Below are 24,237 nucleotides of genomic sequence, written 5' to 3' on the forward strand. Positions count from 1 at the left end.
TTTGCAAGGAAGTACGGAAAAATGTCATCTGCATATGTTAATACATCTCATTTTGTTTATCATATAAATCCTTACCGGAAAGGTGATCATGGCACGACAGCCAAGCCCTCCGCTTTCTTATATCGACTTCATAAAAACGCGGCGGCTGGGTGCTGCTGTAAAAACGACAGGATCGACACTATGTCTCTTGGGAACACCTCCAGCACAGCGGCTAAGTGCCGCAAAGCACGGCTTCTGCGCGCACTGACGCTGATCGCGATAGGTATCATACCCGTGAGCGCCTGGGCGCAGACGAGTGCTGACAATCAGTCTCTGGATACCGTCACCGTCACGGGCTCCGTACCGACCTATGGAGATACGCCACCTCCGGCCTTCGCCGGTGGCCAAATCGCGGCAGGGGGCCGCGTGGGCCTGATCGGTGAAAAGGACGCGATGGACGTGCCTTTCAACGTCATCAGTTATACCAGTGAGTTGATGGAGAATCAGCAATCCCAGACACTGGGCGATACGCTTCAGAACGATGCCTCGGTATCGGTAGGGCTGGGCTTTGGCATCTATGGCGAAGCGTACAAGGTGCGCGGCTTTAACCTGACCGGTGACGACGTGGCTTATGGCGGCCTCTACGGTGTACTGCCACGACAAATCATCAACAGCAACCTTGCCGAGCGCGTCGAAGTCTTCAAAGGCGCCAGCGCCTTTACGTCAGGCATTCCCATCGGCGGGAGCGGCGGCATTGGTGGCACCATCAACATCGAGCCCAAGCATGCGGGGGATGACCCCATGCTCAATCTCTCCAGTGGCTACCGCTCCGATGGCTACGGCGAAGTGGGCGTCGATGCTAGCCAGCGTTATGGTGATCAAAAGCAATGGGGGGCGCGGGTAAGTGCCATGCGCGGCCGTGGTGACACCGCCATTGATGACGAATCCCAGCGCGATACCTCAGCCGTCGTTGGGCTCGACTACCGTGGCGATCGAGGCCGGATATTGTTCGATATCGGCCATCAAAAGCTCACCCTGGATGGTGGCCGTTCAAGCGTCAACACCGGCGCAGCCACTCAGGTGCCCGCGGCGCCGGACTCCTCGTTGAACTACACCCCCTCTTTCGGTGGAACCGAGCTAGAAACCAATTTCGGCATGGTTAGAGGCGAATATGACCTCACCAACACCTGGACCGCTTTCGCGGCCTTGGGGGGTAACCGCACGCTCGAAGGCATCGTGTCGGCGACTCCGCGCCTTACCGATGACGCGGGTAACGCCAGGGTCAACGACTTCGAGACCAACAATCACATCGACAACGTCGCAAGCCAGGCGGGGCTGCGTGGCTATGTGTTGACCGGCCCGGTCAGCCATGACATCACCGTTGGCTACTCCAGCGCCTATCGCAAGTTCGACACGGACTGGAATTTCCTCGCGGCAGGCACGACCAACATCTACAACCCTGTCGATTTATCTCGCCCGGATGGCACCCCTTTCGTGGGGGGTAGCGTGACGCGCACACGCTCCCAAGGGGTCACACTGAGCGATACGCTTGGATTCATCGATGACCGACTGTTGCTGACACTGGGCGCACGCTATCAGGAACTCGAGATCGACGAACGTCCTAACGACGACAGCAGCAATCGCTATGCCGACCGTCGGGTAACCCCCGCCGTCGGCGCGGTGTTCAAGACCACGGATAATATCTCGCTCTACGCCAACTACGTCGAAGCATTGCAGGATGGCGGCACGGTCACCGACACCACAGCGCTAAACTTTGGGCAGCACTTGGGCATTGCCCATGCCGAGCAGCACGAGGTGGGCGCTAAGTTCGACTACGGCAACCTAGGCGGTGGCATTAGCCTGTTCCAGATCGAGCTACCCTCTGCAGCGGTCGTCGATGGCGTCGGCAACCTGGATAACGAGCAGCGTAATCGCGGCCTGGAGCTAAGCCTTTACGGTGAGCCGACGACAGGAGTGCGCCTGTTCAGCAGCGCGACCTGGATAGATGCCGAACTCACCAAAACACAGGATGGCAACGAAGGAAATGACGCCACGGGCGTTCCTGAGTATCGTTTTGTGCTTGGTGGCGAATGGGACACGCCCTTCGTCGAGCGTCTCACTGCCACTGGTCGCGTCCTGCACACAGGCTCACAGTACGCCGATGTAGCCAACGACTTGGAGTTGGATTCCTGGACACGCCTAGATCTTGGCCTGCGCTACACCACGCCGGTCGGTGGCGCTGATTGGATCTGGCGCGCAGGCATCGACAACGTGACCGACGAAAATTACTGGTCAGGCGCCTCGACGTCCTTTGCGAATTATTTGATTCAAGGCGAACCGCGAACCTTCAAGCTTTCGGCGACCGTCGAGTTTTAAGTAACGCACCCTCTTTACCGTTACCATGAGGGCGCTTCCTATGAAGCGCCTTCACTGTTTACGGCACGCTTACCTTAGACTTGCTTAATTTGATGTATTACCGATTGGTCGCCCGCTAGATGCGGCTTATGACTACCTCAACTGGTGGATCTCTGGATAGCCCGGCGCCGTCATGGCCCCGATGGCACCTCTGATCTGATTCATCGAGGCGAAATCCGCGAAGGCGGAGACTACCAGACAAGAATGAACCGCATCGCCGTGTGGAATGCCGTCATGGACGAGCATAACGATTTGGTAAGGCGCTGGAACGACTTTATGTCGGCTTAAGGCTAGTGCTTGATCTAGCATTTAGCCTCCTCTCACCCTCATCCCTCATACTGGCAGCTAACAGTGTGATGACCATAAGTACATAATCTCGCCTCTTGGCTTTCAAGAGCTTATGCGGGGTTCTTGCTTGCTCGGCACTTTGTCTCTGCCCACCAGTTCCCATCTAATCAAAACTGAGCCTGCTGCACGCCCACCAACGCCGGAAAATGTTACGAATCCTAATCAACAGGCCACGAAGGAACGTTGAAAAGAAAAGCTTACGAGCCTCAGCCAGCTTTAGCCGCTTATGCTAGGCTAAGTTAAGAATGGAGTGCGCTAGCATGTGTCGTAATGGAAAATCACTAGGCAAACATATTGTCATTAGCAGTTAAGTACCCAAAGCTAATGTGTCGACAAAGTAACTACTTGCGGTGGCCAAAACATAATCGCCCTAGACGGTTATTGGACTGCTAAATTTTTAAGGAATTTTAACTACACCTATGAGCACAAGAAAAACAGAATTAAGGGCGCAGATTCGGTTGAGACCGACTAGAATTGGTTTTCTCGTCAATCCTTCCGATAAAAAATCTTTACGTAAAATAATGCGCATTAACGCCTGCCTATGGGGTGGCCTCTATAATCCAATCATCCCCGTTTATACCAAAACACCAAAAGAGTGGTTGGATAGTCAACGAATATCAATGAAAGGAAAAGATGTAGCACAAGGTTATATCAGATTTTTTGATCCTGATGTTTATGTTGAAGCCGAAGAAGGATTACTAAAAAAAACAGGACTTGAATCCTTCCAAAAAGGCCTATTGAATAAGAAATCTATTTTACTGGATGATTTTTTTGAAAACGAATTTAGAGGTGAATTTGAGCCTCAATTCGGACAGTCCGTATTCGACATACTTGAGGACATCTATATTTCAGAGCGAAGATTCATGTTACGCGATGAATTACCAGCCATTTATTCTTCACAAGAAGATTTATTCTCTGAGATATGCATTGGATGCTATCCTAAACTTGAACAAGTTCATTATTTAAAAAGTCAATTTTATGAAGTTTATAAACCCGTTGAAGAAAAACTGAACCCTGAGCTGTGGCTAAAAGTTTATGGCGGAAAATGTGAAACCCCATTTACAGTGACTAACAAGCACTTCGAAGTTTTTAGAACTTGGCAGGATGATCCAATAATTTACGTTTTCAACCCTTCAAACAGCAAAGACATTATTGATCTTTGGAATTTAAGAATACAGCCAGCACCAATTTTTCCAGTACCCATCAAATGGATGTCTTACTTAGCCGATCCTATAAGAAAATTCATCAACAATAACTACATTATCTCAAAAGAGAACAGCAATATAACTCATCGTGTCACCATTCAAAAATCACGCTCAATTTCAGAAAGTCAAGCCAAAGAAGAAATTCTTCCACACTTTAATAGCTTGCAAAATAATTCTTATATCGTGAAAAATTGGCACACAAGCATCTGGGAAGTAAATTATCGTAACCATTTTTTTAAACACCCTGAAAAAGCAAAAATCACCTCTGAAGAATCAGATCAAATAATAGAACTTAAAGAAGGCTCATCACTAGGCGTTTTTAAGACATTAGCGCCTACTTTCGCACAAAGATTCAGCGGGTCAAGCAATCGTTGGGCAAATGTAGCTAAAATCTCATCGCCGTACGAAGGATCCAATATTGCTCTCAGCTTACCATTTAACACTTTGGATAGATCTTGGCCAAATCAAGGTATAAATGAACTTGCCTGTGGGCGCGAAGGCTGGGTATTTCTTCAAGATCACAAATCTGAAAATGAGTTTGTCTCATTCATAAAACATGAAGATGCTTTTTCGAGTTGGTTTAAAAAGTTTGGTATAGATACACGTTGCTCAGAAGCAGGACGCATAGCAAAACAAGTAATAGACAGTTTAGGTGGGATTAACGGACTCTATTTATTTAATGACAAAGAATCTATTCAATTCATTAACAAACATGCCTCAAGCACTAGAAAGCGCACCATAAATAGTTCTGGAGATGTAATTGAAGAAGATTTTAGCGGCCGTTCTTCATTTATAGACGATTGGCAAGCCATGATAAAAAGGAGGAAAAGCAATGGATCATATCGACTAGCGGAACTTTCTCACTACATCAGATGCAATGTAATAAAAGTAGGGATTGAATCCGAATGTGATCATTGTGGAGCTAAAAACTGGCATAGCTTAGACGAGGTTTCATACGACCTTCGCTGCCTTAGATGCCTTAAGCATTATAAATTCCCTCAAGGAAACCTGAGACAGCATAATAAAAACTGGAAATATCGTGTAATTGGCCCATTCGCCGTACCTGATTATGCTCAAGGAGCATATGCTTCACTGCTAACTATAAAATTTTTTATTAACATGATGGGGCATGATACGCCGAAAAGTTACTCGACTGCTCTAGAATTAGTATGCGAAAAACAAAAAACAGAAATTGATTTTGCCATATGGATACCTGAAGAAAGAGGGTTTGATATTAACGGTGAGCCAAGATTGATTATCGGAGAAGCTAAGTCCTTTGGAGAAGATATAATCAAGGACAATGACCTTGATAAATTAAAAAAATCTGCAAGTATCATTCCTGAATCAATAATAGTAATTAGTGTTTTAAAAGACTCGTTCTCAAAAGAAGAAAAAAAACGTCTTATAGAATTCGTATCTTGGGCTAGAGAACCAGTCAATTCTCGCCCCAGGCATTGGGTCATCTTATTAACAGGGACTGAATTGTTCAATGATTTTCTGGAAAGAACATGGAAAAACTTAGGAGAGCCTTATAGCACAAATGCTAATTTTCATAGCACTCATTATCTTGAGCAACTTTCAGATGCCACGCAATCAATTTATCTAGACATAGATTATTACTATACGTGCCTAGACGATAAAGAAAATTTTAATTAATCAATGAAATTGATATAACACAATATAGATGTATATGCTTGTGAATAGAAAGTACGGTCTGCGCTTATCGTTTCGCTTTGAAAAAAATTCAGCATACAAACAAAAAAAGAGCCCACGATTTCTCGCAGTCTCCTTTTCTGATGTTTGGCGCGCCCGGCAGGATTTGAACCTGCGACCCTCGGCTTCGGAGGCCGATACTCTATCCAACTGAGCTACGGGCGCTTGTGGGTGCGTATCGTAACTGTGCAGGGGCGCTGTGTCCAGCCGTATGGCGCTAGAGTACCTTTAGTCAATTGACCGTTTTCCCTGGTGTGGTGCATGCTTTGGGAGCACTTCTGCACCTTAGTACACTGGGAACACAATAATATGAAAACATTTGCACGTAGCACGCTGGCACTGGGCATCTCCCTGGCGCTGGTAAGCGCCGCGAACGCCGCTGATTTTGCTGATATGGATCCTGTCACCCTGCGCTTGGCCCACGTGGTCAACGAGCAGGATGGTTTCCATATCGCCGCCACCAAATTTGAAGAGCTGGTGGAAGAGCGCACCGACGGCAAGGTAGATATCGAGATTTACCCCAACGCCACCTTGGGTGACGAGCGTACGCTGCTGGAAGGCATGCAGATCGGCACCGTGGATATGGGCGTGATCACCAACGGCCCGGTGGCCAACTTTGTGGAAGAGATGGCGGTGTTTGAGCTGCCGTTCTTGTTCCCCTCCCCGGAAGCCGCTTACGAAGTGCTCGATGGCCCCATTGGCCAGGAGCTGCTTGATAAGCTTTCCGAAGTGAACCTGAAAGGCATGGCCTACGCCGAGCGCGGTTTCCGCAACCTGACCAACAGCGAGCGGGCGGTGAACTCGCCGGAAGACCTGGATGGCCTGCGTATCCGCGTGATGGAGAACCCGGTCTACACCGATACCTTCCGCGAGCTGGGCGCCAACGCCATTCCCATGGCGTGGACAGAAGCGCTCACCGCCATGCAGCAGGGCACCATCGACGGCCAGGAGAACCCGGTGAACGTGATTCACTCGTTCAACCTGGATGAAACCCAGAACTACATGACCCTCTCCCGCCACACCTACGCCCCGGCGATTTTTGTGATGGGTATGCCCGCCTGGAACCAACTGCCAGAAAATGCCCAGGAAGTATTGCTAGCGGCAGCCCAGGAAGCGGCGGAGCATGAGCGCCAGGTAAACGCCGAGATGGAGAGCGAACAGTTGCAGGCCCTGCGCGATGCAGGCATGGAGATCAACGATACGCCGGATATGGAAGCCTTCCAGGCGGCTGTTGCGCCAGTGTACGAGAAGTATGGCGAGCAGTTCGGTGATTACCTACCGCGCATTCAGGAGGCGCTCAAGTAACTCGCCTGCTACAAGAGACACGCCTGATGGCTGACACCACCCATATGAAGCTGGCGAACAGACTCAATAAGATAAATCTCAATTTACTATTGGTCTTTCACACGCTTTATTGGAAACGGAGTTTGACGCTGACCGCCGAGGCGCTCTGCCTGACGCAACCGGCGGTCAGCCACTCGCTGAAAAAGCTGCGCTTGTTAATGGACGACCCGCTGTTCATCAAGACGCTGGACGGCATGCAACCCACCCCGCTTGCCCGGCAGATGGATGCCGCGGTGGCCAAGGGGCTGTTCTATCTTGATCAGGCGGTGCACAGCAACAGCGAGTTCTCCCCCGCCACATCGAAGCGGGAGTTTCGTGTCAGCCTGGTGGACTATGTCAGCCAACAGCTGCAACCCAAGTTGATTCAGCACTGTTTGGAACACGCTCCAGATATCTGCTTCAACATGCTCTCCACGCGCATCGCTAGCGCGGAAGGCGCCCAGCAGGTGCTGCAAGAGCACGATATTGATCTAGCGGTGGTGCAGCTCGAAACCCTACCCCTCACCGCTCATCATGAGTACCTGTTTGACGATGTGATTGGCTGTGTGGGCGATGCTACTTTTCATGGCGAAGGCAACACCATTAGCCTTGAGGCGTTTTTAAACTCCCCGCAAGTCGCTTTATCCCATCGCGAGGACAGCCCGCTGCTCATCAATGAAAAGCTGCGGGAGTTGGGATTGGAGCGGAAAATCGTCGCCAAGACGCCCTACATCAATCCGCTGCAGGAAATATTGGCCTCCACAACGCTGCTCTGCGTGGTGACAGAGAGCGCCGCCAGGGTCATTTGCCGCAACAATAGCCTGAAGTTCTACGCCCTGCCCCTGGACGTCCCAGCGTTCAAAGTCTGCCTGTGCTGGGATGAAAGGAAGGATCACGATGCGGGCATCCACTGGTTGCGGCAACTCACCAGGGAGCTGATAACACCAGCTCCCTCAACCCTGGGCGGCCCTTAATCAAACCGCCACACTCACTCCACCGTCACGACTTTGCCACGGTTCAACAGTAGCTTGGGATCAAGAGCGATTTTCATGCGCTTCATTAAAGCGATCTCTTCGCTGGAGCGGGAAATACTCAGGTAGTCGCGCTTTTCGAGACCAATGCCGTGTTCGGCAGAGATCGATCCGCCGTACTCTTGTAGCGGGGAGTAGACCAACTTCTCGACCTGGCGGCGGCTTTGCGGGCTGTCGTCGCGCACCGTGATCATGATGTGCAGGTTGCCATCGCCGAGATGGCCGAACACGATCATTTTTCCTGTTTGCGGAAACTGCGCCTTGAGGCTTTGCTCCAGAGTATCGACATAGGCGTCCATATGCGGAATCGGCAGGCTGATATCATAGGAGAACATCGGCTTCAGTTGGTGCACCAGCACTTCGATATCTTCCCTAATCGCCCAGATGCCCTGGCGCTGGGTGCCGGACTTGGCTAGCACGGCATCAGTGATCAAGTCGTCCTCCATGGCCTTTTCCAGTAGCTCGGCGAAGTGTTCCGCATCCTGGGTGTCATCCAAGCCCAGGGTTTCGATAATTGCGTAGAAAGGCGAGTCATCGGCCAACAGGGGCGCGTACTTGCCACTCTCGGTAGTCACCAGCTTGTAGTGGCTATTCCACAACGCCTCGAAGGCGCTCAGGCTATTGGCGAGCTGTTGTGAGAGCCTGCGTAACAGCTGGGTCAAGGCATCGAAGGAGGGCACCGCCACCAGTGCGGTTTGTTCGCTGGGCATATGCGGCTGTAGCCGGAGCACGGCGCGGGTGACGATGCCCAGGGTGCCTTCGCTACCGATAAAGAGCTGTTTGAGGTCGTAGCCAGCGTTGTTCTTGAGCATTTTGTTCATCGAACTGACCACGGTGCCGTCGCTAAGCACGGCTTCCAACCCCAGCACTTGCTGGCGCATCATGCCGTAGCGAATGACCCGTATGCCGCCCGCGTTGGTGGCGATATTGCCGCCAATGGTGCACGACCCCCGGGCGCCAAGATCAAGCGGAAACTGCATATCGATCTCCGCCGCGGCTTCCTGCACACGCTGGAGCGTTACCCCGGCCTGAACCTGAATGGTAGAGCCAACCAGGTCGACCTCTTCGATCTGGTTCATCAGTTCCAGAGAAACGACTAGCTCTTCTGGGCTGGCTTCGCCGCCGTGCACGATGCCGGTCATGCCGCCATGGGTCACCACCAACTGGTCGGCCTGGTAACACAGGGCCATCACTTTGCTGAGCTGGTCGGTGTTGCGGGGCCTGACAATGGCCTTGGCACGACAGGGCGCCCCGGTAAACCAGTCGACGCTACGCTGGGAGACATCGTCACCGAGCAACACGTTTTCTGGGCCGACTACCGCCACTAGGTCGTTAAGCAACTTATCCATTGGTTATTCCTGTTTTAGCTGGCGTCGCCATGGCTATTGGTTAGTAAGAACATGGCTAGCAAGACTTACCATCGCTTTCCAAGGCAGTTAATCAATCGTCAATGCTTGCAGGCTATCGCTAACCTTTAAATCACTCAAGCCTAAGATCTATAAAGATTTTTTGGATTATTATTGCGAATAGTGGAATAAAAATAAGTAATTTGCCCTGTTAGTTCGATGTGGTATAGATGAAGCCCACCAAGATAATAAGAATAGCCACCACTAGGAGATAATGTGAACAATCGCGCCCGTTTTACCGCTCACGCCGCATCCTGTTATACAAGTAAATTCAAACAGTTAAACCTAACCTTGCTATGCGCTGGCCTGCTGGGTTTACCGCTAATGGCCCAGGCAGAGGAAATTACCCCTATTAACCTGCGCTTAGCGACCGTGGTAAATACAGAAGATACTTACCATATCGCCGCCGAACGCTTTCAGCAGTTGGTTAGCGAACAGACCGACGGCGCGGTGTCGGTAGAGATTTTCCCCAACGCTTCCCTGGGCGATGAGCGCACACTTCTGGAAGGGATGCAGATCGGCACCGTCGATATGGGCGTGATCACCAACGGGCCGGTAGCCAACTTCGTTGATGAGTTCTCGGTGTTTGAACTGCCGTTCCTCTTTCCAAGCGCTGAATCCGCCTACGCCGTGTTGGATGGCGAGATCGGCCAGGAGATACTGGCCAAGTTAGAGGATGTGAACCTGAAAGGGCTGGCCTTTGCAGAGCGCGGCTTTCGCAATATCACCAACAGTCAGCAAGCGATCAATGCGCCCGAGGATCTCGACGGCCTGACACTGCGGGTTATCGAGAACGAGGTGTATGTGGATACGTTCCGTGAACTCGGCGCCAATGCCGTGCCCATGGCCTGGACAGAAGCGCTGACCGCGCTACAGCAAGGCACGATTGATGGCCAGGAGAACCCGGTTAACGCCATCCATGCCTTTAACCTGGCGGAAACCCAGGACTACCTCACCATGACGCGGCATATCTATGCGCCAGCGATTTTCATTATGAGCTTACCCGCCTGGAACGGCCTGCAAGAGGAGGTTCAGGAGATCGTGCTGGATGCCGCCAGCGAAGCCTCTGCCTATGCCCGGGAACAGAACGCCATTATGGAAGCCGAGCAGTTAGCCGAACTGGCTGAGGCAGGCATGGAAATTAACGAGTCCCCCGATATCGCCGCCTTCCAGGAAGCCGTTGCCCCGGTGTATGAGAAGTACGGTGACCAGTTCGGCGACTACCTGCAACGCATCCAGGAGGAAGTGAAGTAAGTGCCCACTCACACGCATCCATTGGTAACGTTGCTACAGCGTACTGAACGCTTTCTGGACGCCCTCCTGCAGCCCGTGGTGTTTGCGGGCATGGCGGCACTGATTGGGGTGATTACCCTGCAAATTGTCTCCCGGGTGCTATTTACCGCCGTGGGCTGGACGGAAGAAGTCGCCCGCTTTCTGCTGGTGTGGATCACCTTTTTAGCGGGCACGCTGGCATTCCAGCGCGGGCGGCACATCGCAGTGACCTTTGTGGTCGATGCTTTACCCGGCCGACTGCGCCAAATCGCTCGCATTGCCGCCCTGCTGATCGTGCTGGCGTTTATGATCGCGCTGATCGTGATCGGCTACCGCTATATGCAGGTGCAGAGCTTTCAGAAATCCGCCTCGCTACGGCTCTCAATGACCTACGTCTACGCGGTGATGCCTATCTGTGCGGCGATAATGGCCTGGTATGCAGTGGTGGATATCATTGAGCTGCTGCTTAACGGCGAGACGTCCCAGCCCCAGGAGGAGTCGCTATGACCCTGCTGCTGTTTGGGCTGTTCTTCCTGTTTATGCTGCTGGGCGTGCCGATTGCCTTTGCCATTGGCGCCAGTACGCTCTACGCCCTGCATCAGTCCGGCGTGCCGCTGATGGTGGTCACCCAACAGATGTTCCAGGGCATTAACTCCTTTGCTCTGGTCGCTATCCCGATGTTTATCCTCGCCGGGGATTTAATGGCCCAGGGCAAGGTAAGCGAAAAGCTGGTCAGCTTTGCGGATTCACTGGTCGGTTTTATGCGCGGCGGGCTCTCGGTGGTCTCGGTGATGGCGGGGATGTTCTTTGCGGCTATCTCCGGCTCTGGCGCGGCAACGACCGCCGCGGTGGGTTCCAGCCTAGTGCCCGAGCTTAAGCGCAAAGGCTACGACCCGGCCTCGGCGGCCAGCTTAATCGCCGCCAGCGGCACCATTGGGGTGGTGATTCCACCTTCAGTGCCGATGATTATCTACGCGGTAATCGCCCAGCAGTCGGTTTCCAAGCTGTTTCTAAACGGCTTTTTACCGGGGTTGGCGATGGGCTTAGGGTTAATGGCTATCGCTATTGCTCAGGCCTATAAGCGCCAGTACCCCAAGGGTACGCCGCTGTCGCTTTCGACCATCTGGGTGACCTTTAAAGACGCCAGCTGGGGCTTGATGACGCCGGTGATTATCCTTGGGGGTATCTTCTCGGGAATCTTCACACCTTCTGAGGCTGCGGTAGTGGCGGTGAACTACGCCATGCTGGTGTCGCTGTTTGTCTATCGCGACCTTAATCTGCCTCAGATTTACAAGCTGCTGATCCGCTCGGCGATGACCACCGCAGTGATTATGCTGGTGATTGCGATGTCGGCGGTGCTGAGCTGGACGCTGTCTAGCTGGCAAGTGCCGGGGGCGATTGCCCAGGCCGTGCTGTCGCTCTCCACCAACCCCTACGTGATTATGCTGCTGATCGTGGGGATTATTCTGCTCACCGGGGTATTCATTGAAACCGCCAGTGCGCTGATTATTCTCACCCCGGTGCTACTGCCGTTAGTGCTGCAGTTGGGGATTGACCCGATCCACTTTGGCTTGATTATCGTGGTGGGGCTCTCCATCGGCATGATTACCCCGCCGGTGGCGATTAACCTTTACGTGGCCTCTTCGATTACGCAACTGCCGCTGGAGCGCATTACCCGCGCCATCATCCCTTACCTGCTGGGGCTGATTGGGGTGCTGCTGTTAGTGGTTTATGTGCCGATTATGCTGGGCTGGTCGGGGGGTTAATTCAGATTCCCGCCGTTACTATCAAAAGGAGCCTTCGCGCTCCTTTTGTTTTTTCATTTAGGTCTATCCACCCTTTACTCATACGTGCTGCCAACTTGGCACAACTTTCTAAACTGAGTGGGCGTCATTTCGAAGAGCTGATAAAAACAGTTCCGGAAGTGAGAAATGCTGACAAAACCCGTTGCGACAGCCACCTCGGCTATAGGCTTATTGGACTGCTGTAACAGCTGCCGAGCACGCGTTAAACGCAACTCCATATAGTACCGGGATGGGCTGGCATTCACATGATGACAAAATAGTCGCTCCAGTTGGCGCCTGGATATGTTGACCCACTTAGCAATCTCAGACATCAATAAGGGCTCTTCGATATTATTTTTCATGAGCTGCAAAGCCGTTTGTAGCGCTTCAGGTAGCGTACCGTTTTGATCAACGCTGATCGTCGAGATGTCCGGCGCCTCAATGGCTTTATCACAACTCAACATCTCTTCAACAGCCCAGGCCACATCATTACCACAATCACTTCTGACAATTTCGATCATCATGCTTAGGGAGCTACTCGCACCCGCACAACTCAAGCGATTGCGGTCAACGATGAAACTACGCTTAGAGACCGATACATCTAGAAACTCCTCTGCCATCATTGCCCTTCCATCGGGGTGGTAGGCACATTGATAGCCACTCAATAGCCCTGCTTCGGCAAGAAAATAAGCACCATTCCATAGCCCACCCAGCACCACGCCTTGACTATCTGCCTGTTTTAACCTCGTTCGCAGGATGGGCATGGGCTGAGGCCTTACACGCAGCCCACCACATACAATAAGCGTATCCACTTGATACTGACTGAGATCGAATGCCGATAGCGCTACGTCCGCTTCAATGCCAATCCCTAAATCCGACAGCACGCTTCTATCTTGAGCAGCAACGACTAAGACTTCATAAACAGTATTCGATTTCATCAAGTTCGTGGTAACTAAAGCATCGACTGCGCCGGTAAAAGACATCATGGAGAAATGGTCTAGCAGTATGAAGGCCACCCGCTTAACCCTTACAGATGATTCCCTCGAAGGATCTGAGTGCAGGTAAGCCATGTTTTTATTCTTTAATTTACTAATAAAACCATCTCTCATTTTCCATCTCCCCATTCAAGGGTGCCACTTAGGCTTTGTACGAAAACTGACTGCGCTCGGCCATGCGGCGTTAAAAAACGGCTCAAAATGCTCATTTACACCCCGCAAACTCCGCTTTTTCGCCGTTTTTTGCCTTGCCTGACCTTCGCTCGCCGACTTTTCGTACAAAGCCTAGCTTTTATTTAAAACTCACCAAGATGGAAGCTCTTGGCATCACAATACCCGCTCCGCTTTAAACAGTGCAAAAAATGCGCCAAAGGGTCACTTATCCTGAGAAACTGTTTTACTATTTGACCAACAAAACTAAAAACAATTAATTATCGGTATTAAAAAAGTTCATTAATCATTTTCCCATGTCGCCTATCAGGCAAAAAATGTCGCAAACATAACTCTTTTAGCAACGACTCCTGCCGCAAGATGAAATGCCCACCTACTCCAATGAGACATCCACAATGCATAACTTAAAAAGCAAAAAAATAGTGTTTGGCATTTCTCTTCTCGGCTCCCTCGCTACCATTCAACATGTACAAGCAGATAATATCACTTTAACTTTTCATAGCGGCTTAGCTCAGTCTAGGCCTGAAGCAGCGCAGATTGATAGATTTGCTCAGCTGGTCAAAGAAAAATCAGAAGGGGAACTGGAAGTCGAGGTCTATCATGCAGGCGCGTTAGGATTAAAAGAAGCCGACATGCTAAGAATACTCCAGCAGGGCATGGTCGATATGGCACTGCTGTACGGAGAGTATTATACCCGCGCTGCGCCCTCCCTTTCGTCAGTTTATGCCCAAGGCGCGATTACCGAATCATCACAGCACACTGAGATTCTGAGCGTTATTAGAGAACTCTATGAGGAAGGCTTTGCAGACTGGAACATTCAAATAGTAGGCGGCGTGGTTGCCCCTATATTTGATGTCGGTTTGCACTGCAAGGAGCCGGTTAACACCCTCGAAGAACTCAAGGACAAAAAGGTGCGTGTCTGGTCGAGGCACTTGGTCGATACCTTTGATTTACTGGGTATTTCTGCCCAGGTCATTCCACAAAACGATATGTATATGGCACTCCAGACAGGCGTTGTCGATTGTGCCTACTACCTATCAACCGTTGCGCCCACCGTTTCGTTACAAGAAGTGACTGAATACGAAGCGTATTTGCACCCTTGGGCAGCCTCACCATGGTTATTTGGCATCAGTGAAAAAGCGCTTTCCGGCTTAAATGATAACCAGCGTCAGGCATTAGAAGAGGCAGGCCAAGAAATCTGGGAAGCAACCAGTGAATCCGCAGTCGACCCGGATCGTGAAGCGCAGGCACGTCAAGAGCGTGAGGAACTTGGCATTACCATGCTACCGGCATTCTCTGATGAGGATCTTGACACCTTTGTAACGGCTGCTTGGAGTGCATGGCAAACCATGGCTGAAGAGTCGGGCGAAGATGGCGAGCGTTACTACAACACGGTTACTCAAGCGCTTTCAGATAATCAATAATTAGATAGCTAGAAAAAGAGCCAATTTTTACATTGGCTCTTTTTTGGAGCATAAAAAATGATTGTGAACATTAACAGGGTTATTCATAAAGTGGCCTATGGCTCTTTTCTTCTTGGCGTAGCGAGCGGTGTTAGCATGACCGCACTGATATTCATCAGTACATTAATGCGTTATCTGGGCGGGCGCCCCCTACGCTTTTCAGATGAACTCGCCGGTCTTCTCTTCTTATCACTCACCTTTCTTTGCCTGCCTCATGTACTTAATCAGGGACGCCATATTCGAATTGAAATACTCATCAATTTAGTACCGTTAGGTATCGCCAAGGTAATGGATTTTATTGGTGTTATAACACTACTTACCTTCTGCTCTATTTTTGCCTATGAGTCCTGGAATTTCATGAACTTCTCGTTTTCGCTTAATTCACGCACGGACATTAGCGGCATTCTGCTCTGGCCGTGGATGGCGATTATGCCGTTATCGATGGTGCTCTGCATGTTAGTTCAGATCACGCATGGCCTGAAGCAGCCAGCAGCCGACGCCACCTTAACAGAGGATGTCATTTAATGAGCTGGCTATTATTAAGTGGAAGCTTGGTTATATTTCTGACCAGTGGAGCCATCTTGGGGGCCGCGTTAGGGCTGACAGGCATACTGCTGCTCTATTTTCAGGCAAACGGAGCAACGCCCTTAGCCATTAACGCCACGTGGAACATGCTGACAGACTTCACCTTAAGTGCAGTCCCATTATTTATATTCCTGGGTGAAATACTGCTGGCAAGCGGCGTCTCCAAACGCGTCTATAATGGCCTTACTCCTCTGTTTGCCCGCGTCCCGGGCCAATTACTGCATACCAATATTGCCGTTTGCACGCTGTTTGGTGCAGTGAGTGGCTCCAGCACCTCTACGGCAGCGGCCATAGGGGCAGTGGGCTACCCGGAGCTTAAAAACAGAGGGTACAATCCAAGCGTTGTGGTCGGCACGCTCGCGGCTGGAGGGACGCTTGGTTTGTTAATTCCCCCAAGCCTGGCGCTTATCATTTATGGCGCAACGCAAAATGTTTCCATCGGGAAGCTCTTTATCGCGGGCATGCTGCCGGGATTGCTGATTGCTTTAGCCTTCTCCACTTGGATTATCATACGCTCTAAAATCGGCGAACCTGTCACGCCAATATTCAAAGAGAACGCAACCCGCTCACATGTTTTAAACGGGTTAAAAGAGATTTGGCCTCTCCCCATACTCATCTTCTTCGTGCTCGGTACGATTTACATGGGTATAGCAACGCCAACGGAGTCGGCAGCGCTTGGCGTGGTAGCCAGCATCGTTCTTGGTTTGACCTGGGGAGATTTAAATTTAAAGCGTCTTTGGCTAGCGTTTAAGCATGCCTCTATCATGTTTACGGCTATCGGCATGATCCTGATTGGAACGGTTATCCTTTCTCAAGCAGTGAGCTTATTAGGCATTCCACGCGCAGCGGTAGAAACCATTGGTAACTTTGGCCTAGGCCCTTATGGCATATTACTGATGATCGTTGTTGTCTACATTGTTTTAGGGTGCTTTTTCGATGGCATATCACTGTTATTGATGACGCTTCCTATTACCTTCCCGATGATCACGAGCTTAGGATTTGACCCCATTTGGTTTGGTATCATTGTCACTCTGCTAATAGAGATAGGCATGATCACTCCCCCTGTAGGCCTCAATCTTTTCGTCTTATCCTCTATCTCCAAAAATGAGGTAGATTTAACCGCCGCAGCAAAAGCGTCGCTGCCTTATTGGCTGATTTTATTAGGAGCAGTGGGGATGTTCACACTTTTCCCCAATATTATTCTTTGGTTCACTAATTATTGAAAAAGCCCGCAATTCGGCCCCGGCCTTGAGATACGGCCGGCTCTTTAGCTAAAGAGCCGGCCGTTTATTTACCTCCTAACCTATGACCTTGATGCCTCCCTACCTTATAAAAAGCTGGCGATATCGATAACGCTGCCGCACTGGCTGGGGGAGTAGCCCGGCAGACCCTGCACCGCCTCTTGAAAGGAAGCGCCGCGCAATACCTGCAAGAATTCGTCAAATTTAGGCTCTTTCAGGGAGCGGTGATGACAGGCCAGCAAGTAGTCTTCCGTGGCCAGCGGCACAAAATCAAGCTCAAACCGCTGCGCGGCCGCCTCGACACCAAACCCTACATCCGCCATTCCCGCCGCCACATAGGCCGCTACCGCCGAGTGGGTGTACTCCTCAATCTCGTAACCGTTGACGTTGGCTGCTGAAATACCGGCCTCGGCCAGCAGGCTGTCCAGCAGTTCCCGGGTTCCCGACGACGCCTGACGGTTGATAAACGTCACCGGCCTATTGGCCAGCGCCGCAACGCCATCAATACCCAAAGGGTTACCCGGCGCCACCATTAGCCCCTGTTGGCGGGCGATAAACCCTATCAGCCGATGAGAACGGGGCTTTAGTAGTCGGCGGTATTTACGCCTAGCCTTTTCCCCTACGGCGCCTCTGGGCAGATGGCAGCCCGCCAGGTCACAGCCATTACGGTTAAGGGCCGTCAGTGCCTCCATAGAACTACAGTACTGCAGGTAAAGCGGTAGCTCGCCCAGATGCTGCGGCAGCAGCTCTATCGCAAAACCGTGGCTGGCGTGGAGGCGCAGTACCGGGTGCACGCCTTCCTGGTGCTGCTGAATGGCAAGATTCAGCTCTGAGCTCAGGCTATCAAGCTGTGGGCTTAACCGGGCGGTGGCGCGTTGTTCGGCCCACAGCAGCTTTTCACCCAGCGGTGATAATTGCGCCCCTCGCCCACGCGCCAAGGCAACCAGGGAAACACCAAAAAACTCCCCGCCCTGGCGCAGTAAATTCCACGCATGGCGATAGGAAATGCCTACCTCTTCGGCGGCATGGGTCAACTTGCCATGACGATGCACCGCCCCCAGCAAGCGCAGAAGGTTGGGATCGAGACGGTGCCCCTCTTCATCGCTAAAGCACCAGGTGGGCGTTACCTTGATCCGCTTCATAGGCACACTATTTCATATTTTTAAGTCGATAACTTGATGCTAGCGTTGTCTTAACCGTGATGCACGTCTTTTTAAATATGAAAAGCAGTGCATATTTAAAACATAATAAGCAGTCGTGAGGAGGGCATCATGAACCATTCCCAGGAGTGGGCGCCGCAGGCAATTCAGTCCGAGGTCGACGCTCTGAAACACAAGCCCGGCGCCCTACTGCCGATCCTCCACGCCCTTCAGGATCGCATCGGCTTCATCCCTGAGGCAGCGGTACCCATCATCGCCGATGCCCTCCACCAGACACGTGCCGAAGTGCACGGTGTCATCAGCTTCTACCACCACTTTCGCACCACGCCGCCGGGGCGCCACGTGGTACAGATCTGCCGCGCCGAGGCGTGTCAGTCGGTAGGGGCGCGCCAGCTCGAAGCCCACGCCAGGGCGCGTTTGGGGGTCGACTACCACCAGACCACGGCCGATCACGAAATCACCCTCGAAGCCGTTTACTGCCTGGGCAACTGCGCCTGCGGCCCGTCGATCCGCGTGGACGACAGCATACGCGGCCGCGTTACCCCGGAAGCCTTCGATGAATTGATGGATGAGCTACAAACCCGGCCGCTGGAGGTGATGGGATGAGCATTCGTGTTTTTGTCCCCCGCGATACCACCGCACTTTCGCTGGGTGCCGATGTGATCGCTAGCCGACTGATAAGAGAGGCCGCCGCACGCGGTCAGTCAATCACCCTGGTACGCAACGGCTCCCGCGGTCTTGCCTGGCTTGAGCCGCTGGTGGAAGTTGAAACCCCCATTGGGCGCTTCGCCTACGGCCCGGTAACGCCGGGGGATGTAGCGGCGCTGCTCGACAGCGGCTTGCTCGAAGGTAGCGTCAGCCATCCCCTGGCACTGGGCCCCACGGAAGAGATTGACTACCTCGCTCGTCAGCAGCGCCTGACCTTCGCGCGTATTGGCATCACTGATCCGCTGTCGATTGATGACTATCGCGCCCATAGCGGTTTTTGCGGCCTGGAGGCAGCCCTGCAACGCGAGCCCCAGGATATCGTCGAGGAAGTCAAAGCCTCCGGCCTGCGCGGGCGCGGCGGGGCCGCCTTCCCGACCGGCATCAAGTGGCAGACCGTGCTCGACACGCCCGCCGACCAGAAATATATCGTCTGCAACGCCGACGAGGGCGATTCCGGCACCTTCGCCGACCGGCTGGCGATGGAGTGCGACCCTTATATGCTGATCGAAGGCATGACTATCGCCGGGCTCGCGGTGGGCGCCACCCAAGGCTATATCTACCTGCGTTCGGAGTACCCGCTGGCGAAAGAGATCCTCGACGAGGCCATTCGCCGCGCCGAGTCCGCCGGGTATCTCGGCGACAACCTCCGCGACAGTGGCCGTACCTTCCACCTGGAAGTACGCCTCGGCGCCGGGGCCTATATCTGTGGCGAAGAAACCTCACTACTCGAAAGCCTTGAAGGCAAGCGCGGCCTGGTGCGCTTCAAGCCGCCGCTGCCCGCCATCGAGGGGCTGTTTGGTCGCCCTACGGTGGTCAATAACGTGCTCTCACTGGCCGCCGTACCGTTCATTCTGGCCGAAGGCGCCGAGGCCTACGCCAATCACGGCATGGGCCGCTCGCGGGGCACGCTGGCCCTCCAACTGGCGGGCAACGTCAAGCGTGGCGGTCTGGTGGAGCTCGCCTTTGGCACCACCTTGCGCACGCTGATGAAGGAGTTCGGCGGCGGCACGCTCACCGGCAAGCCTTTGCGTGCTGTCCAGGTGGGCGGGCCGCTTTGCGCCTACCTGCCCGAAAGCCAATGGGACATGCCGCTGGATTACGAAACCTTCGCCGAGGTGGGCGCAGGCGTCGGCCACGGCGGCGTGGTGATGTTCGACGACAGCGTCGATATGGCCGAACAGGCACGCTTCTCGATGGAGTTCTGCAAGGTGGAGTCCTGCGGCAAGTGTACGCCCTGCCGAATCGGCTCGACCCGGGGCGTGGAGGTGATTGACCGCATTCGCGCCAATGACAATCGCGAGGCCAACCTCACTCTACTCCACGACCTCTGCGAAACGATGGTGGATGGCTCGCTCTGCGCCATGGGCGGCATGACCCCCTTCCCGGTACAGAGCGCGTTGAAACACTTCCCCGGCGACTTCCAGCGGGCGGCGAACGGAGACAGATCATGATCGAACATTTTGACCCCAAGCAGCATGCCAAGCAGATCGAGCACGGCAAAGACCTCGGTACCCCCTTCCCTACCCAGGCCGTCGGCGCTGCCTCGGTGAGCCTTGCTATCGACGGCGTGACGATCAGTGTGCCGGAGGGCACCTCGGTACTGCGCGCGGCGGCACTGGCGGATATCAACATTCCCAAGCTGTGCGCCACCGACAGCCTTGAGCCGTTTGGCTCCTGCCGCCTCTGCGCGGTGGAGATCGAAGGCCGCCGCGGCCTGCCTGCCTCCTGCACCACGCCGGTGGTGGAAGGCATGAAGGTGACCACCCAGAACGAGCGGCTGGCCAAGCTGCGCCGTAACGTGATGGAGCTCTACATCTCCGACCACCCGCTGGACTGCCTCACCTGCCCCGCCAACGGCGACTGCGAACTGCAGGATATGGCCGGTAGCGTGGGGCTGCGTGAAGTGCGCTACGGCTTTACGGGCGAGAACCATCTGGACGCCGTTAAGGACGAATCCAACCCCTACTTCACCTTCGATGCCAGCAAGTGCATCCTCTGCTCGCGCTGCGTGCGCGCCTGCGACGAAGTCCAGGGCACCTTCGCGCTAACCATTGACGGCCGCGGGTTCGACTCCAAAGTGTCGGCGGGCCAGAACGACGCCTTCATGGACTCGGACTGCGTCTCCTGCGGCGCCTGTGTGCAGGCCTGCCCCACGGCCACGCTGATGGAAAAAAGCGTGATCGACCACGGCGTGCCGGATCGCAGTGTGGTGACCACCTGCGCCTACTGCGGCGTGGGCTGCTCGTTTGAAGCCCAGATGAAGGGGGACCAACTGGTACGCATGGTGCCCTACAAGGGCGGCGACGCTAACCACGGCCACTCCTGCGTCAAGGGGCGCTTTGCCTTCGGCTACGCCACCCACCCGGATCGCCTGACCACGCCGATGATTCGCGACAGCATCGACCAGCCCTGGCGGGAAGTCAGTTGGGAAGAAGCTATCACCTTTGCCGCCAGCCGCCTGAAAGCGATTCAGGCCGAGCACGGTCGCGAGAGCATCGGCGGCATTACTTCCTCGCGCTGCACCAACGAAGAGACCTACCTGGTGCAGAAGCTGATCCGCGCGGCGTTTGGCAACAACAACACCGACACCTGCGCGCGGGTCTGCCACTCGCCCACTGGCTACGGGCTGAAGACCACGCTGGGCGAGTCGGCGGGAACCCAGACGTTTGATTCAGTGATGAAGGCTGATGCGATCATCGTGATTGGCGCCAACCCCACCGACGCCCACCCGGTGTTCGGCTCGCTGATGCGCAAGCGCCTGCGCCAGGGGGCGAAGCTGATCGTCGCCGACCCACGCCGCATCGACCTGTTGAAAACACCCCACCTGGGCGAGGCCCAGCACCTGCCGCTGCGCCCGGGCACCAACGTGGCGCTGGTCAACGCGCTAGGCCACGTGGTGGTGACCGAAGGCCTAGAGGACAAGGAATTCATCGCCAAGCGCTGCGACACCGAAGCGTCCCGTGCCTGGCGCGACTTTATCAGCGAACCGCGCCACTCCCCGGAGGCCAGCGAAGCCATTACTGGCGTTGCCGCCGAGGCCGTGCGTCAGGCAGCGCGCACCTACGCCACGGCGGGCAACGGTGCCATCTACTACGGCCTGGGCGTCACCGAGCACAGCCAGGGCTCCACCATGGTGATGGGCATTGCCAACCTGGCCCTGGCCACCGGCAATATTGGCCGAGAGGGCGTAGGCGTGAACCCGCTGCGCGGCCAGAACAACGTCCAGGGCTCCTGTGACATGGGCTCTTTCCCCCACGAGCTGCCGGGCTACCAACACGTGGCCGACCCCATCGCCCGGGGCCGCTTTGAGTCCGTGTGGGGCGTCAAGCTCGACGACGAGCCGGGGCTGCGCATTCCCAACATGTTCGACGCTGCCATCGAAGGCACCTTTAAAGCGCTTTACGTGCAGGGCGAAGATATCGCCCAGTCCGACCCCAACACCCAGCACGTCGAGGCGGCGCTCACGTCGCTGGACTGCCTGATCGTGCAGGACATTTTCCTCAACGAAACGGCCAAGTTCGCCCACGTGCTGCTGCCCGGTTCAAGCTTCCTGGAGAAGAACGGCACCTTCACCAACGCCGAGCGGCGCATCAACCGGGTACGCAAGGTGACGCCCCCGGTGGCCGGCAAGGAGGACTGGCAAGTCACCCAGGATCTGGCCAACGCGCTGGGCTACCCGATGCACTACACCCATCCGTCCGAGATCATGGACGAGATCGCCCAGTTGACGCCAAGCTTTGCGGGCGTCAGCTACGCCAAGCTGGAGGAGCGCGGCAGCCTGCAGTGGCCCTGCAACGCCGAGTACCCGCTGGGCATGCCGACCATGCACGAGGTTGACTTCCCCATTGGCCTGGGGCGCTTTGCGATTACCGAGTACGTGGCCACGGAAGAGCGCGCTAACCGCCGCTTCCCGCTGCTGCTGACCACCGGGCGGATTCTCAGCCAGTACAACGTGGGCGCCCAGACCCGGCGTACCGACAACCAGCGCTGGCACGATGAAGATGTGTTGGAACTGCACCCATCAGATGCGGAACTGCGCGGCGTGCGTGACGGTGACTGGCTGGGCATCACCAGTCGCTCGGGCCAGACAGTACTGCGCGCGCGGCTCAGCGAGCGCATGCAGCCAGGAGTGGTCTACACCACCTTCCACCATCCTGGCAGCGGCGCCAACGTCATCACCACGGACAACTCGGACTGGGCCACCAACTGCCCGGAGTACAAGGTCACGGCGGTGCAGGTGGAAAAAGTCAGCCAACCCTCCGCCTGGCAGCAGCGCTTTAGCACGTTCGACCTGATCCAGCGTGACCACCTGGCCAACGCTCATCAGGAGGCGCCATGAGCACCCACCACACCCGCGATGCGGTAGCACGCCAGCCGGTGGAGGTGCGCCGTGGCGCTAACGGCTGGTACACCGATACTCAGGAGGATCTACTGGCCCTGGAAAGGCCGGTGGCACTGGTCTACAACGGCATCTCCCATGCAGTGATGATGGCAAGCCCCGCCGACCTTGAGGATTTTGCCCTCGGCTTCAGCCTTTCCGAAGGAATCCTGGCAAATGCCGATGAGTGCTACGACCTCGATATTCACGAAGCGCCCCAAGGCCTAACCGTTCACCTCACCATTGCCAGTCAGCGGATGGCTGAGCTCAAACAGCGGCGGCGCAGCCTGACAGGACGCACCGGCTGCGGCCTGTGCGGCACCGAAGCTCTGGAGCAGGCCATTCGTCCGATCCCCTCTGTCATGGCGCCATCACTTAGCGATGCCGCCATTCAGCGCTCGCTGCAGGAACTGGCCGCCCACCAGCCCCTGCAGTCAGCCACTGGCGCAAGCCACGGCGCCGCCTGGTGCGATGCCCAGGGGCGCATCCAACGGCTCCGCGAGGATGTTGGTCGCCATAACGCGCTGGACAAATTGATTGGTGCCCTTGCCCGCGAGGCCCTTGCCCGCGAGGCCCTTCCCCTCGGCGAAGGGTTCGCACTGGTCACCAGCCGTGCCAGCTACGAGATGGTGCACAAGTGTGCCAGTGCCGGTATTGGCGCCCTGGTGGCGGTCTCAGCGGCCACGGCGCTGGCGGTGGAGCAGGCCCAGACAGCGGGGCTGCTACTGGCAGGCTTTGCGCGGCCCGGCCGCCACCTGATTTACCATCGCCCCACGTCGGTGGCGATGGCCCATGGCTAAGGAGGCACGCAATGTCGTCGCACCAAGATACTCAACTGATTCACATGACCAACCAGATCGCCGCTAACCTGGGCGGCGGTCGCGATGAAGAAACGGCCGCTGCGGCCACCTGCCGCCACTTGGAGACCTTCTGGGCACGCTCTATGAAGCATCGCCTGGTCGCCACACTGGAGCGCGAGGATACCGCGCTTTCACCACTGGCAAAGCGCGCCGTCACCTTGCTGGCGGAAAGACTGGCCAAGCGCCATACCGGATAAACA

The 24,237-nt window shown here is 54.6% G+C and carries 19 protein-coding genes and 1 tRNA gene; 16 read left to right on the plus strand and 4 right to left on the minus strand.

Features of this window, described 5'->3' with window-relative positions; genetic code table 11:
- The first annotated feature begins 180 nt into the window (after positions 1-180).
- The 3 genes from ACFIOZ_RS20370 to ACFIOZ_RS20380 all read left to right on the plus strand — a co-directional run bounded on the left by ACFIOZ_RS20370 (position 181) and on the right by ACFIOZ_RS20380 (position 5,603).
- Complete coding sequence (locus ACFIOZ_RS20370; protein ID WP_386080855.1) at positions 181-2,355, plus strand: TonB-dependent receptor; 2,175 nt, start codon at positions 181-183, stop codon at positions 2,353-2,355.
- Positions 2,356-2,499: 144 nt separating this feature from the next.
- On the plus strand, positions 2,500-2,682 hold the full coding sequence (locus ACFIOZ_RS20375) for a hypothetical protein (RefSeq protein WP_386080857.1): 183 nt from the start codon (positions 2,500-2,502) through the stop codon (positions 2,680-2,682).
- A gap of 479 nt (positions 2,683-3,161) precedes the next feature.
- A complete protein-coding gene (locus ACFIOZ_RS20380; RefSeq protein WP_386080858.1) occupies positions 3,162-5,603 on the plus strand; it encodes a hypothetical protein in 2,442 nt (813 codons plus the stop codon).
- Positions 5,604-5,748: 145 nt separating this feature from the next.
- Here the strand turns inward: ACFIOZ_RS20380 and ACFIOZ_RS20385 are convergent.
- Positions 5,749-5,825: transfer RNA gene (locus ACFIOZ_RS20385), tRNA-Arg, on the minus strand.
- A gap of 144 nt (positions 5,826-5,969) precedes the next feature.
- Here ACFIOZ_RS20385 and ACFIOZ_RS20390 point away from each other — a divergent pair.
- Positions 5,970-6,965 carry a TRAP transporter substrate-binding protein gene (locus tag ACFIOZ_RS20390; RefSeq protein ID WP_138799463.1) on the plus strand — a complete coding sequence of 332 codons (996 nt, stop codon included), beginning with the start codon at positions 5,970-5,972 and terminating at the stop codon, positions 6,963-6,965.
- Between the two features lie 26 nt (positions 6,966-6,991).
- A complete protein-coding gene (locus tag ACFIOZ_RS20395; RefSeq protein WP_386080860.1) occupies positions 6,992-7,957 on the plus strand; it encodes a LysR family transcriptional regulator in 966 nt (321 codons plus the stop codon).
- Positions 7,958-7,971: 14 nt separating this feature from the next.
- Here ACFIOZ_RS20395 and ACFIOZ_RS20400 read toward each other — a convergent pair whose 3' ends face one another.
- A complete protein-coding gene (locus ACFIOZ_RS20400; protein WP_386080861.1) occupies positions 7,972-9,363 on the minus strand; it encodes an FAD-binding oxidoreductase in 1,392 nt (463 codons plus the stop codon).
- A gap of 273 nt (positions 9,364-9,636) precedes the next feature.
- Between ACFIOZ_RS20400 and ACFIOZ_RS20405 the strand changes: the two genes are divergently transcribed.
- From ACFIOZ_RS20405 to ACFIOZ_RS20415, 3 genes are read left to right on the plus strand one after another with little or no spacing between them, the layout of a single operon-like run.
- Positions 9,637-10,674: a TRAP transporter substrate-binding protein gene (locus tag ACFIOZ_RS20405; RefSeq protein WP_386080863.1), complete on the plus strand. Its 1,038-nt coding sequence runs from the start codon at positions 9,637-9,639 to the stop codon at positions 10,672-10,674.
- Positions 10,675-11,199 carry a TRAP transporter small permease gene (locus tag ACFIOZ_RS20410; RefSeq protein ID WP_340162745.1) on the plus strand — a complete coding sequence of 175 codons (525 nt, stop codon included), beginning with the start codon at positions 10,675-10,677 and terminating at the stop codon, positions 11,197-11,199.
- A complete protein-coding gene (locus tag ACFIOZ_RS20415; protein WP_211595637.1) occupies positions 11,196-12,458 on the plus strand; it encodes a TRAP transporter large permease in 1,263 nt (420 codons plus the stop codon). The genes ACFIOZ_RS20410 and ACFIOZ_RS20415 overlap by 4 nt, the downstream gene beginning before the upstream one ends.
- 74 nt (positions 12,459-12,532) lie before the next feature.
- Here ACFIOZ_RS20415 and ACFIOZ_RS20420 read toward each other — a convergent pair whose 3' ends face one another.
- On the minus strand, positions 12,533-13,585 hold the full coding sequence (locus ACFIOZ_RS20420; RefSeq protein WP_386080866.1) for a GlxA family transcriptional regulator: 1,053 nt from the start codon (positions 13,583-13,585) through the stop codon (positions 12,533-12,535).
- Positions 13,586-14,037: 452 nt separating this feature from the next.
- On the opposite strand from ACFIOZ_RS20420, the gene dctP reads away from it, so the two are divergent.
- The 3 genes from dctP to ACFIOZ_RS20435 are packed head-to-tail and all read left to right on the plus strand — an operon-like array spanning position 14,038 to position 16,913.
- Positions 14,038-15,066 (plus strand): TRAP transporter substrate-binding protein DctP, encoded by a 1,029-nt coding sequence (dctP, locus tag ACFIOZ_RS20425; RefSeq protein ID WP_386080868.1) that lies wholly within the window; start codon positions 14,038-14,040, stop codon positions 15,064-15,066.
- A 57-nt stretch (positions 15,067-15,123) separates the two neighbouring features.
- On the plus strand, positions 15,124-15,630 hold the full coding sequence (locus tag ACFIOZ_RS20430) for a TRAP transporter small permease (RefSeq protein ID WP_308335532.1): 507 nt from the start codon (positions 15,124-15,126) through the stop codon (positions 15,628-15,630).
- Complete coding sequence (locus ACFIOZ_RS20435; RefSeq protein WP_386080870.1) at positions 15,630-16,913, plus strand: TRAP transporter large permease; 1,284 nt, start codon at positions 15,630-15,632, stop codon at positions 16,911-16,913. Before ACFIOZ_RS20430 ends, ACFIOZ_RS20435 begins: the two co-directional genes overlap by 1 nt.
- A 104-nt stretch (positions 16,914-17,017) precedes the next feature.
- Here ACFIOZ_RS20435 and ACFIOZ_RS20440 read toward each other — a convergent pair whose 3' ends face one another.
- On the minus strand, positions 17,018-18,073 hold the full coding sequence (locus ACFIOZ_RS20440; RefSeq protein WP_386080871.1) for a substrate-binding domain-containing protein: 1,056 nt from the start codon (positions 18,071-18,073) through the stop codon (positions 17,018-17,020).
- Positions 18,074-18,202: 129 nt separating this feature from the next.
- On the opposite strand from ACFIOZ_RS20440, the gene ACFIOZ_RS20445 reads away from it, so the two are divergent.
- The 5 genes from ACFIOZ_RS20445 to ACFIOZ_RS20465 are packed head-to-tail and all read left to right on the plus strand — an operon-like array spanning position 18,203 to position 24,234.
- Positions 18,203-18,697 (plus strand): formate dehydrogenase subunit gamma, encoded by a 495-nt coding sequence (locus tag ACFIOZ_RS20445; protein WP_386080872.1) that lies wholly within the window; start codon positions 18,203-18,205, stop codon positions 18,695-18,697.
- Positions 18,694-20,250 (plus strand): formate dehydrogenase beta subunit, encoded by a 1,557-nt coding sequence (locus ACFIOZ_RS20450; RefSeq protein ID WP_386080873.1) that lies wholly within the window; start codon positions 18,694-18,696, stop codon positions 20,248-20,250. The genes ACFIOZ_RS20445 and ACFIOZ_RS20450 overlap by 4 nt, the downstream gene beginning before the upstream one ends.
- Positions 20,247-23,138, plus strand: a complete 2,892-nt coding sequence (fdhF, locus tag ACFIOZ_RS20455; RefSeq protein ID WP_386080875.1) for a formate dehydrogenase subunit alpha — start codon at positions 20,247-20,249, stop codon at positions 23,136-23,138. The genes ACFIOZ_RS20450 and fdhF overlap by 4 nt, the downstream gene beginning before the upstream one ends.
- Positions 23,135-23,977 carry a formate dehydrogenase accessory sulfurtransferase FdhD gene (fdhD, locus tag ACFIOZ_RS20460; RefSeq protein WP_386080877.1) on the plus strand — a complete coding sequence of 281 codons (843 nt, stop codon included), beginning with the start codon at positions 23,135-23,137 and terminating at the stop codon, positions 23,975-23,977. Before fdhF ends, fdhD begins: the two co-directional genes overlap by 4 nt.
- Before the next feature lie 11 nt (positions 23,978-23,988).
- Complete coding sequence (locus tag ACFIOZ_RS20465) at positions 23,989-24,234, plus strand: formate dehydrogenase subunit delta (RefSeq protein ID WP_386080878.1); 246 nt, start codon at positions 23,989-23,991, stop codon at positions 24,232-24,234.
- Positions 24,235-24,237: the final 3 nt, after the last annotated feature.

The organism is Vreelandella sp. F11 (assembly GCF_042466685.1).
GTDB lineage: Bacteria > Pseudomonadota > Gammaproteobacteria > Pseudomonadales > Halomonadaceae > Vreelandella.